Source organism: Streptomyces sp. NPDC054847, from assembly GCF_053610925.1.
The window spans coordinates 21641-32386 of sequence record NZ_JBSGZJ010000007.1 but is presented as its reverse complement, the minus strand read 5'-3'; the positions used below and the strand labels follow the sequence as shown (position 1 = coordinate 32386).

The window sequence follows — 10746 nt, the reverse complement described above, 5'->3', positions numbered from 1 at the left end:
GATCGATTCGATCAAGCGGGTTCAGATCATGGGTGCGTTGCAGGATCGGTTCCCGGTGTCGGGTGATGTGGATCCTGAGCGTCTGGGTGAGCTGCGTACGTTGGGTGATGTCGCGGGTTTCCTGGCGTCGTCGGCGTCTCCGGCGGTGTCTGTGGTTGAGGCCGCTCCCGTTGTCGAGTCCGTTCCGGCTCCGGCTCCTGTTTCTGCGCCTGTTGTTGATGGTGCGGTGTTGGGTGCGTTGGTGGAGGTGGTGGCGGAGAAGACGGGTTATCCGGCGGAGATGTTGGAGCCGGGTATGGATCTTGAGGCGGATCTGGGGATCGATTCGATCAAGCGGGTTCAGATCATGGGTGCGTTGCAGGATCGGTTCCCGGTGTCGGGTGATGTGGATCCTGAGCGTCTGGGTGAGCTGCGCACGCTCGGTGATGTCGCCGGTTTCCTGGCGTCGTCCGCGTCCCCGGCGGTGTCTGTCGCCGAGGCCGCTCCCGTTGCCGCTCCCCGTGCCGACACTCCGCTCGTCGTGACGTACCCGGCGGCGGACGGGGTCGGCCGGACCTTCGCCGGCATACGGGAACTGCCCGTTCCCTCCACCGTGGTCGGGGCCTACGCCGAACAGCGGACCGCGCTCGTCATGGACGACGGGTCGACGCTCACGCAGCCTCTCGTGGCCGCACTGCGTGCCGACGGCTGGCGGGTGGAGGTCGTCGGGCTGCCGGACGGTATCGCGACCTCCGTCGAGGCGGACTCCGTTCGGTCGCTGGGTACCTGGGAGGCCGAGGAGCTGGCCCGTGTCGTCACGGCCGGGCGTCTCGACCTCGTGGTGCAGATGGCGGCGGCGGCCGGTCAGGACTGGGCCGACGCGGCCCGGCGGCTGGGACACACCGTCCTGGTGGCGAAGCAGACGCAGCCCGCGCTGAAGGCCGCTGCCGCGGCCGGCGGCAGGGCGGCCTTCGTGGCGGTGACCCAGCTGGACGGCGCGAGCGGCTACCGCGGCGGCGGCACCGGATCGGCCCTGCTCGGCGGGGTGAGCGGCCTGGTGAAGACGCTGGCGATCGAGACCCCGGAGATCTTCGCCCGTACGGTCGACTTCGCGCCGGGCATGGACGCCCGGACCGTCGCCGCCCGCTTCCTGGGCGAGATCCAGGACCTGGCGACCGGCATCGCGGATGTGGCGCACGACGCGGACGGACGGCGCACCGTCGTCCCGTCGGCCGAGGCGCCGGCCGTGCATGTGACGGCCGTACCGGAGATCAGCACGCGGGACCTGCTCGTCGTGACGGGCGGGGCCAGAGGCATCACCGCCGACTGCCTGCACGCACTGGTCGCCGCACGTCCGGCCGGTCTGCTGCTCCTCGGCCGCAGTGCGGCGGCTGCCGATCCCGGGTGGGCGCTGGGTCTGGAGGGCGCGGCTCTCAAGGGCACCATCGCGAAGCGGATCGCCGCCACGGGGGAGAAGCCGACACCTCGCGGGGTCGAGGCGGTCTACCGGGAGGTGACCGGCAGCCGGGAGATCCAGGCCAACCTGGCCAGGCTGCGCGCGACCGGCGCCACCGTCGAGTACGTCACCGTCGACATCACCGACGCCGAGGCCGTGAGCCGTGCGCTCGCGCCGTACGCCGCACGCGTCACCGGTGTCGTGCACGGTGCGGGAGTGCTCGCCGACCGGCTGATCGCGGACAAGACGCAGGAGGAGGTCGCCAGGGTCCTCGGGACCAAGATCGTGGGTCTGGGCAATGTGCTGGACGCGCTGCGCGGCACGGCGGCCCTGCGTCACCTGGTCTTCTTCTCCTCGGTCGCCGGATTCTTCGGCAACCGTGGCCAGTCGGACTACGCCGTCGCCAACGAAGCGCTCAACCGGCTCGCCGTGCGGCTCAAGCACGAACTGCCCTCCGCGCGCGTCACCTCCGTCAACTGGGGTGCGTGGGACGGCGGCATGGTCACCGACGATCTGCGCCGGATGTTCGCCTCGCGCGGTGTGGAGCTCGTTCCGGTGGAGACGGGCGCTGGGATCTTCGCCGAGCAGTTCACCGCGGCCCGCGGTCATGACACCGTCATCGTCGCCGGACCGCTGAAGCCGTTGTCCGCGGCGCCGGCCGACGGGGCACCCCAGGTGTCCCTGCTCGTGGACCGCACCCTGGCGGACATCGCGACGGAGACGGTCCTCGCGGACCACGCGATCGACGGCAGGCGGGTACTGCCCGCCACCGCCGCGCTGGGCGCGCTGGTCAACACCGCCGAGACGGCCACAGGGAAGCCGGTCACCGAGGTGAGCGGGTTCAAGGTCTTCAAGGGCGTCGTCCTGGACGGCGACGGCGACAGCAACGGCCACCTCGCCGACAACGGCGGGCAGTCCCAAGGCGCGGGCCGGCTGCGGCTGTTCATGGAGCCCGGCCAGGCCGCCCGCCCCGGTTCGGTCGATGTGCTGGCCTCCGCGGTGGACGACGCCGGGCGCAGCAGGCCCGCGTACGGCGGCGTCCTCGTCACTGACCCGGCCGCCGGCCGTCCTGCCGACCGGCCGGACCTCGCCCGCGCCGCCCGGGAGGCGGACCGGACCGACGCCGCCCACCTGTACCGCGACGGGACCCTCTTCCACGGGCCCACGCTGCGGGGCATCCGCGGCATCCTCGCGGCCGACGAGCGGCTGCTGCTGATCGGCGCACGGCTCGGCGACACGCGTCCGGCGCACGGTGCGTACCACGGGCGGTTCCACAGCCCGGTGCTCGCCGATCTGATGCTCCAGGCCGCGCTGGTCTGGGTCAGGCGCTTCCGCAACCGGGCGTGCCTGCCGATGGAGATCGCCCGCGCCCGCTACTTTGCCGAGCTCCCCACGGACCAGGAGTTCCTGATCGCCGTGGAGAACGTCGTGGCGGGACCGGCCGGCATCACCTGCTCCGTCACCGCGCTCGACCGCGAGGGCCGTGTTCTCCAGGTCATGGAGGGGGTGTCGGTCGTCGAGGACCCGCAGCTGGAAGGGAAGTTCGGGCCGGCCGAACGGACCGGCGCGGCGACCGTGACGGTCTGACGCCCGACCGCCGACCACTTTCCCGAGCGGACATTCGGACAACTCGGAGGCTGACCCAACCATGGGCAAGTACGCGATCGTCGGCCTGGCCTGCCTTTTCCCGGGGGCGGGGACACCCGACGACTACTGGCGCAACCTGATCGGCGGCGTGGACTCACGCACCGACGGGAACGACCGGATCTTCGGGCACTCCCCGCAGGCCCGGGAGACCGACCCGGAGGACAGGCACCGCATCTACTGCACCCGGGGAGGCTTCCTCGGCGAGTACGACGAGAGCACGGCCTTCGAACCGAACGGATACCTTCTCCCGTCCGACTACCTGGCCGGCCTGGACCGCTCGTTCCACTGGGCGCTCCGGGTGGCCGGGGACGCACTGGCCGACGGGGGACATCCCCCTACCGCGGGCGGTCCGAGCCGGCGGAGGACCGGGGTGGTGTTCGGGAACTATCCGTTCCCCACCCCGGCCTCCGGCCGGTTCACCGGTGACCTGTGGGACTCCGCGGTGGCCCACGGGCTGGCGGACGCCGCTCTGCGCGTACCGCCGGACGCCGTGGCCGGCCCCGGCCGCGGCTCCCACCCCATGGCCGCGGCGCACAACCTCTGGGCGGGCGGTATGCCCGCCAAGGTGGTGGCCGCGGCCCTGGGCCTGGAGGGGCCGAGGTTCACCCTCGACGCGGCCTGCTCGTCCGCGCTGTACGCGCTGAAGCTGGCCTGCGCCCATCTGGAGACCGGGCGTGCCGATCTCATGCTGGCCGGCGGTGTGTGCGCACCCGACCCGACCGTGATCCACCTGTCCTTCTCCGACCTGCGGGCCTACCCGCCGGACGGCTTCAGCCAGCCTTTCGACGAGCGCTCCCGAGGCATCGTCACCGGCCAGGGCGCGGCGATGATCGCCGTGAAGAGGCTGGCCGACGCCAGGCGCGACGGCGACCGCGTGCACGCCGTCATCGACGCGCTCGCCCTCACCAACGACGGGCCCGGCAAACACATGCTGGTACCGAACGTGACCGGGCAGCTCGCGGCGTACGAACTGGCCTACGGGGAGGCCGGCGTCGATCCTTCCGCCGTCCAGTACGTGGAATGCCACGCCACCGGCACTCCGATCGGGGACGGCACCGAACTCGGTGGCGTCGAGGAATTCTTCGGACGAGGCCCGTTCCTCGGGTCCGTCAAGGCCAACGTCGGCCACCTGCTGACCGTCGCCGGCATGTCCAGCCTCCTCAAGGTCGTCCTGTCCCTGTCGCACGGCGTGATCCCGCCGACCATCGGCGTCGACCGCCCGCTTCCCGGAACGGTCGCCGACCGAGTGGTGCGCGAGGCGGTCCCGTGGCCGGAGCCGGCTCCGGGCTCGCCCCGGCGGGCCGGTGTCTCGGCGTTCGGTTTCGGCGGCACCAACGCGCATGTGGTGCTGTCTGCGCCGGACGGAACACCGGCCGGGGCCGGGGCCGGACCCGGTGCCGAGGTCCCGCCGCTGGCCGTGATCGGCATGGGCGCCCACTTCGGGTCCTTCAGCACGCTCGACGAGTTCGAACGGGCCGGCTACGAAGGGCACGACGCCGTACGGGACCTGCCGGAGCAGCGCTGGCGCGGCTTCGAGACCGTGCCGGGCGGCCCTCTGGAGCAGGCCGGGCTCGCGGGCCCGTCGGCCCCGCGCGGCGCGTACATCGAGGACTTCGAGGTCGACACCACGTCGTACCGGATACCACCCAAGGACCTCGACCACTTCAACCAGCAGCAGCTGCTGATGATGCGCGTCGCGGAAGAGGCCCTGCGGGACGCCGGATACGAACGCCCCCGTCCGGGCGGCGACGCCGCCTGCGGGCCCCGCCGCGTGGGTGTCGTCATCGGCATGGAGATGGAGCCCAGCGCGCACGGACACGGCGCACGCTACGAGCTGGGCCGCCGGCTGACCGAATGGTGCGCGGCGGCGGGCGTCGAGCCCTCGCCGCAGCAGATGGCGGAACTCACCCGGGCCGCACGCGACGGCATCCACGACTCCATCGAACCCAACGAGGTCCTCAGCTACATCGGCAACATCATGGCCAGCCGGGTCGCCTCCCTGTGGAACTTCACCGGCCCCTCCTTCACGCTCTCCTCCGACAGCGCGGTCGGCGTCGAAGCCCTCGACGTGGCCCGGCTGCTGCTGCTCGACCCCACCGTCGAGGCCGTCCTCGTCGGCGCGGTCGATCTCGCAGCGGGCCCGGAGAACACCCTCGCCCGCGAACTGCTCGAACCCGGCGCCGTCCGCGACGGGATCCGCGTCCTCGGCGAGGGCGCCGGGGCTGTCGTCGTCACCCGGTCCGACGCCGTGGCCGAGGGCCGCACCGTGTACGCCACGGTCCGGTCCCTCTCCGTGCACCACGCGCCGGACGTCACGCCCGCCGTGCGCTCCGAGCTGGTCGAACGCGCCGCCGAGGACGCCCTCGCAGCCGCCGGGCTGACCCCGCGGGACGTCGAGCTGGTCGAGGCCGGCCGCGCGGACACCGCAGAGGTCGAAGGGCTGGCGCGGGTGTGGACCGGCGCACGGGCCGGCGGGGAGCTGCGTACCGCCCTGACCGGGGTACGGGGCGCCGTCGGCGACACCGGCTGCGCCTCCGGGCTCGCCGGCGTCATCCGCGCGGCACTCTGCCTGCACCACGCCTACTTCCCGGTGGCTCCGGACGGGATCGGCGCCGAACGGCTCGACGGCTCCGCCTTCTTCCTCGCCGGCGACTCCCGTCCCTGGCTGCGGACGCGGCGCGACGGGCGGCGTGCCGCTTCCGTCAGTGTCACCGGAACGGCCGGCAGCCACGCCCACCTGGTGCTCACGGGCGCCACCGTCCGCGGTGAACTCGCCGCGACCGACTGGGCGCGGTCCGGCGGGGGACTGGTCGTGCCGGTCGGCGCCGACGACTTCGACGGCCTGCTCCGGCGGCTCGCGGAGGTACGGTCGGCGCTCGACGGGGACGCCGGCGCCGAGGTGTTCGCGGACCGGCCGGCCGCGCTCAAGGCCGTATTCGTCGCCGACGACGCGGCGGGTCTCGTCCGGCAGATCGACCAGGCGCTCAAGGACCTTCCCGGCGTGTGGCGGTCGCGCGGCGAGTGGTCGTCGCCGTCGGGCAGTTTCTTCACCGCGCGGCCGGTGGGCCCCGGTGCGAAGGTCGCCCTGGTCTTCCCGGGCGCCTTCAACTCCTACCTGGGGCTGGGCCGGTCGCTGTTCCGTGCGTTCCCCGGGCTGCTGCCCCGCTTCGAGGACCAGGCGGAACTCCCCGCCGAACTGCTGCGCAGCGCCGCCCTCTATCCGAGGGCGCGCGGCCCGCTGGACCGCCGCGAGCTGATGCGGCGGGAGGGCGAACTGGTCGAGGACATCCCGCTGATGCTGGCGGCCGGCACCAGCTACGCCCTGCTGTCGACCGACCTCGTGCGGGAAGTGCTGGGCATCGAGGTGCACGGCGCCTTCGGCTACAGCCTCGGCGAGAGCAGCATGCTCTTCGCGACAGGCGGCTGGATCAAGAGCGCGCGCGGGGACGAGAAGATCAGCGCCTCGCCGCTCTTCGACGACATGCTGCGCGGGCCCAAGCGCACGGTGCGCGCGCTGTGGGGCCTCGGCGACGAGGTGGCGGACGGGGACGTCTGGTCGACGCATGTGGTGCTCGCGCCGGCCGAGGAGGTACGGGCGGCCGTCGCACGCTACGACCGGGTGTACCTCACGCACGTCAACACCCCGCAGGAGTCGGTGATCGCCGGCGACCCCGGTCAGTGCCGGGAGCTCATCGCCGAACTCGACTGCCGCAGCGCCCGTTCCCCCGCGAACCATGTAATGCACTGCCCCGTGGTGGACGGTGTCCTGACCGACCTGGCGGACCTGAACCGCTATCCGACGGGCGACGTCGGGGACCTGGTCCTCTACAGCAGCCGTCACTACGCACCCGTGACGGACTTCGACGCGGACGCCGTGGCGGGGAACATCGCGGTGACGCTGCGCGAGACGGTGGATTTCCCCCGGCTGGTGCGGCGTGCGTACGACGACGGTTACCGCTGCTTCATCGAGGTCGGCCCCAGCAGCACCTGCGCGCGCTGGATCCAGGAGACCCTGGCCGGCACCTCGCATCTCGCGGTCTCCGTCGACCGCCGGGGGGCGCGGGGGGCGAGCGACGTCGCGCGGCTCGCCGCGCGCCTCGCGGGCCACGGCATCCCCGTGGACCTCGGCGCCTTCGCCCCGGCCGGCAGGCCCCGCAGGGCGGTGGGCGTGCGCAGCTTCCCGACGGGCGGCACCCCGGTCCCACGCCTGGTGACGCAGGCGGCGGCCCCACTCGTACCGCACCTGCCGCGTGCGGCGGTGGCCGCACGTGCGGCCGGGTCGCCTGTGGCAGCGGCCCCGCGTGCGGCCGGGTCGCCCGTGGCGGTGGCGGCGAGTGCGGTCGAGCCGCCTGCGCAGGCGGTGGCGAGTGCGGTCGACTCGCCTGCGGCGAGCGTGCCGGCCGGTTCGGGTGGTGCCACGCCGCTCGTGGCGACGAGGCCGAGTGCCTTCGCATCGTCCGGGCCCACCGGGCTCACCAGCCCGAAGGGGCCGAGTGCCGCCCCGCCTCTCGCGTCGACCGTGGCGGCCGAAACTGCCGCCGTACGCGCCGAGTCGGCCGACGCTCCCGCGACGCCGCGCTCCGGCGACGGAGCCCCGCCACCGGCGCCCGTACCGGGACCCGGTGGCCCCCTCATCCCCGCCCCGGCGCACGCCAGGGGCTCAGACACCCCGACGGAATGGGACACCGCAATGCCGAACCGCCCCTCCGCGCAGCCGAAGGCGCCGGCCCTGGTGCTGGAACGGGAGCCCATCACGATGATCCCGGCGGGAGCCATCGTGTTGCCGTCCGGACCCGCCGAGGCGCGGGCGGAGGCGGTCGAGCCGCCCGGCCCGGCGATCTTCGGAGCGCCTTTGCCCGTACCGCCCGCCGGCCCTGACCGGCCTGATGGGTCCCCGCAGCCGGCGCGGAAGGGGGCGGTGACGGCCGACGAGACCACCGCCGTCCTCGTCCGGGGCCTGCGCGGCGACATGCTGGAGGCGCACCGAGAGGTGCTCAAGGCCCAGCACGAGCTGCGCGACGAACTCGTCGCGCTGCTCTCGCCCGGCGGCGGCCACGCCGCGCCGCCCGCAGCGCGCACGACGCCCGCCGTGCCCGGGCCGCCCCCGTCACTCGAGGGGCCCACCGCACTGCCCACGACCCCCACGTCACCACCCGCGCCGCCCACGTCCACGGCGCCCACCGCACCCGGGCCCTCAGCCCCGCCTACGACGCCGGCGTCACCGCCCGCCGTGCCCCGGCCGCCGAAGCCCGAGGGCGTCGTGTGGGACGAGCACGATCTCCTCGAGTTCGCGACCGGCAAGATCGGCAACGTCTTCGGCCCCCGCTTCGCGGAGATCGACGGCTACCGCCGCCGGGTCCGGCTGCCCGCGCCGCCGTACCACTTCGCCACCCGCGTCACCGCACTGGACGCCGAACCGGGTGAGTTCAGGCCCTCGTTCATCCGGACCGAGTACGACATCCCGATGGACGCCTGGTACGCCGTCGACGGGCAGGTCCCGCCGGCCGTCACCATCGAGGCGGGCCAGTGCGACCTGCTCCTGATCAGCTATCTGGGCGCCGACTTCACCAACCGCGGGGACCGCGTCTATCGCCTCCTGGACAGCAGCCTCAGCTTCGTCGGCGACCTGCCCCGCGTCGGGCAGACCCTGCGCTACGACATCTGGATCGACCAGTTCGTGCGCCAGGGCGACACGCTGCTGTTCTTCTTCCACTACGACTGCTACGCCGACGGCGAGCTGATCCTCAAGCTCAACAACGCCTGCGCCGGGTTCTTCACCGACGAGGAGCTCGACAGCTCCCTCGGCATCATCCAGGGCAAGGCCGTTCCGCCCAAGGGTGACGGCACGTTCTCGGGGGCGAGCTCGTTCAAGCCGCTGGCCCGAACCGAGCGCACCTCGCTCACCTCGGCGGACCTGGCGCTGCTCGCCGACGGCCGGATCGCCGACGTGTTCGGGCCGGGGCACCGCCAGCCCGCAGGCTGCAACACCTCGCTCAGGCTGCCCACGGAACGCCTCCGCATGGCCGACGAGGTCACACTCCTCGACCGCTCGGGCGGCCCGGCGGGCCTCGGGCGCATCGAGGCGGTGAAGCGGCTCGTCCCGGACGGCTGGTACTTCACGAGCCACTTCCCGGACGACCCGGTGCTCGCCGGCTCGCTCGTCGCGGAGGGCGCGGTCCAGCTCCTGGAGGTGTACGCCCTCTCCCTCGGCCTGCACCTGTCGTTCCCCGACGCCCGTTTCCAGCCCGTCCCCGGTCTGCAGACCGAGGTCAAGGTCCGCGGGCAGATCACCCCGGACACCGAGCGCATCGAGTACCGCATCGACATCACCGGACTCACCCTGCTGCCGCGGCCCGCGATCACGGCGGATGTGGTCGTGCTGCGCGACGGCAAGCCGTCGATCAGCGTCAGCGGTCTCGGTATCCGCCTGGTGGAGAAGCCCGGCGCCCCGTTCCGGCCGGAGGCCGGCGGCAAGGTGCCGCACTTCCTCGGCCGGCTCAGCCCCGCCACGGGGAAGCCCGCGATGCTCAGCGAGTTCCACATGGCGCACGCCGCGAAGGGCGACCTGGCCACCGCCATGGGGCCGGAGTTCGAGATCTACGCCGACAGCAGGGCCCCGTACATCCCCAACGGGGACTTCCTCTTCGTCGACCGGGTGATGGAGCTCGAGGGCACCCGGGGTGTCCTCAAGCGCGGGGCCGTCATGGTCACCGAGTACGACTCGCCGGACGACGCCTGGTACTACCGCAACAACGGGCACCCTCACATGCCCAACTGCGTCTACATGGAGTCGAGTCTGCAGGCCGCCATCCTGCTCGGCTACTACCTGGGAGCCACCCTCCCGGAACCCGACGAGCAGTTCAGCATCCGCAACCTCGACGGCCGCGCCACCCTGGTGAAGGACATCGACCTGCGCGGCAAGACCGTCCAGCACCGCTCCACGCTGCTGTCCAGCGACCGGATGCCCGGATCCGTCCTGCAGAACTACCGCTATGAACTCTCCGCCGACGGCGAGGTCTTCTACACCGGCGAGTCCCTCTTCGGATACTTCAACGCCAAGGCGCTGGAGAACCAGGTCGGCCTCGACAAGGGCAAGCACGTACTGCCCTGGCTGGACCGGCAGCCCGACCGTCCGGCGGGGGTCCGCCGGGTCGAGCTGCCGGCGTACCGCGCCGGGGAGCCGTCCCGCGGGGGCCCGCGGCTGGCGGGCGGCCACCTCGATCTCGTCGAGTGGGTCGACGTCCTGCCGGGCGGCGGCGATCACGGCCGCGGCTATCTGCGCGGCCACCGCACGATCCGCCCGGACGACTGGTACTTCTCCTGCCACTTCCACCGCGACCCGGTGATGCCCGGCTCGCTCGGCGTGGAGGCGCTGCTCCAGGGCCTTCAGGTGTACGCGGTCGAGACCGGACTCACGGACGGGCTGGTCAATCCGCGTTTCGCGCTGCTGTCCGGCAGCGAGACGAGCTGGACGTACCGCGGCCAGATCCTGCGCACCGACCCGGACATGGAGTTCGACGTGCACATCAAGGAGGTGCGCCGCGAACCGGGCCGGATCCAGCTGCTCGGTGACGCGAACGTCTGGAAGTCCGCCCTGCGGATCTACCAGCTGGGTGGCATCGGCATCGAGATCCACCACGACCAGGCCTGATCCGGCGTGAGAC

2 protein-coding genes are annotated in these 10746 nt (G+C 72.8%); both read left to right on the top strand.

All coding sequences use genetic code 11. The features are described 5' to 3' along the window. Positions 1–28: 28 nt before the first annotated feature. Entirely contained in the window at positions 29–3022 is a 2994-nt protein-coding gene (locus ACWGH4_RS02190) for an SDR family NAD(P)-dependent oxidoreductase (protein ID WP_453454558.1), read from the top strand. A gap of 61 nt (positions 3023–3083) precedes the next feature. Beyond that, positions 3084–10733 (top strand): beta-ketoacyl synthase N-terminal-like domain-containing protein, encoded by a 7650-nt coding sequence (locus tag ACWGH4_RS02185; protein ID WP_453454542.1) that lies wholly within the window; start codon positions 3084–3086, stop codon positions 10731–10733. The last annotated feature ends 13 nt before the right edge of the window (positions 10734–10746 follow it).

What these genes read in the sequence shown, in the direction of transcription:
- ACWGH4_RS02190 (WP_453454558.1), top strand. Translation starts at nt 29, where the DNA reads ATGGGTGCGTTGCAGGATCGGTTCCCGGTGTCGGGTGATGTGGATCCT.
- ACWGH4_RS02185 (WP_453454542.1), top strand. Translation starts at nt 3,084, where the DNA reads ATGGGCAAGTACGCGATCGTCGGCCTGGCCTGCCTTTTCCCGGGGGCG.